The organism is Priestia sp. SIMBA_032, from assembly GCF_046535215.1.
Taxonomy (GTDB): domain Bacteria; phylum Bacillota; class Bacilli; order Bacillales; family Bacillaceae_H; genus Priestia; species Priestia aryabhattai.
The window spans coordinates 1-236 of sequence record NZ_JAWRXD010001544.1; the positions used below are offsets into that span (position 1 = coordinate 1).

The following is a 236-nucleotide window of genomic DNA, read 5'->3' on the forward strand; positions in this document are numbered from 1 at the left end:
CGTTAACTGGAGGAATGGGATTAGTATCAGCTAGTACCGAAAAAGATTATACGATTTCCTCTTTCGAATATGTAACTGTAGATGAAAAGACTGTTGATTCATTTAACAAATTGAGTGCTCCATTAAAGGAAGACGTAAAAATAACGTTAGTTCTACCGAAACAAAATCAAAATGGTGACTGGTTATCTTATGGATTTTCGAGCAAAGAAAGTTTAGAGGCTTTTATTGAAAAAGAT

The 236-nt window shown here is 33.1% G+C and carries 1 pseudogene; it reads left to right on the plus strand.

The features are described from left to right. A pseudogene (locus tag SB717_RS39455) lies at nt 1–236 on the plus strand (hypothetical protein); the annotation flags it as partial.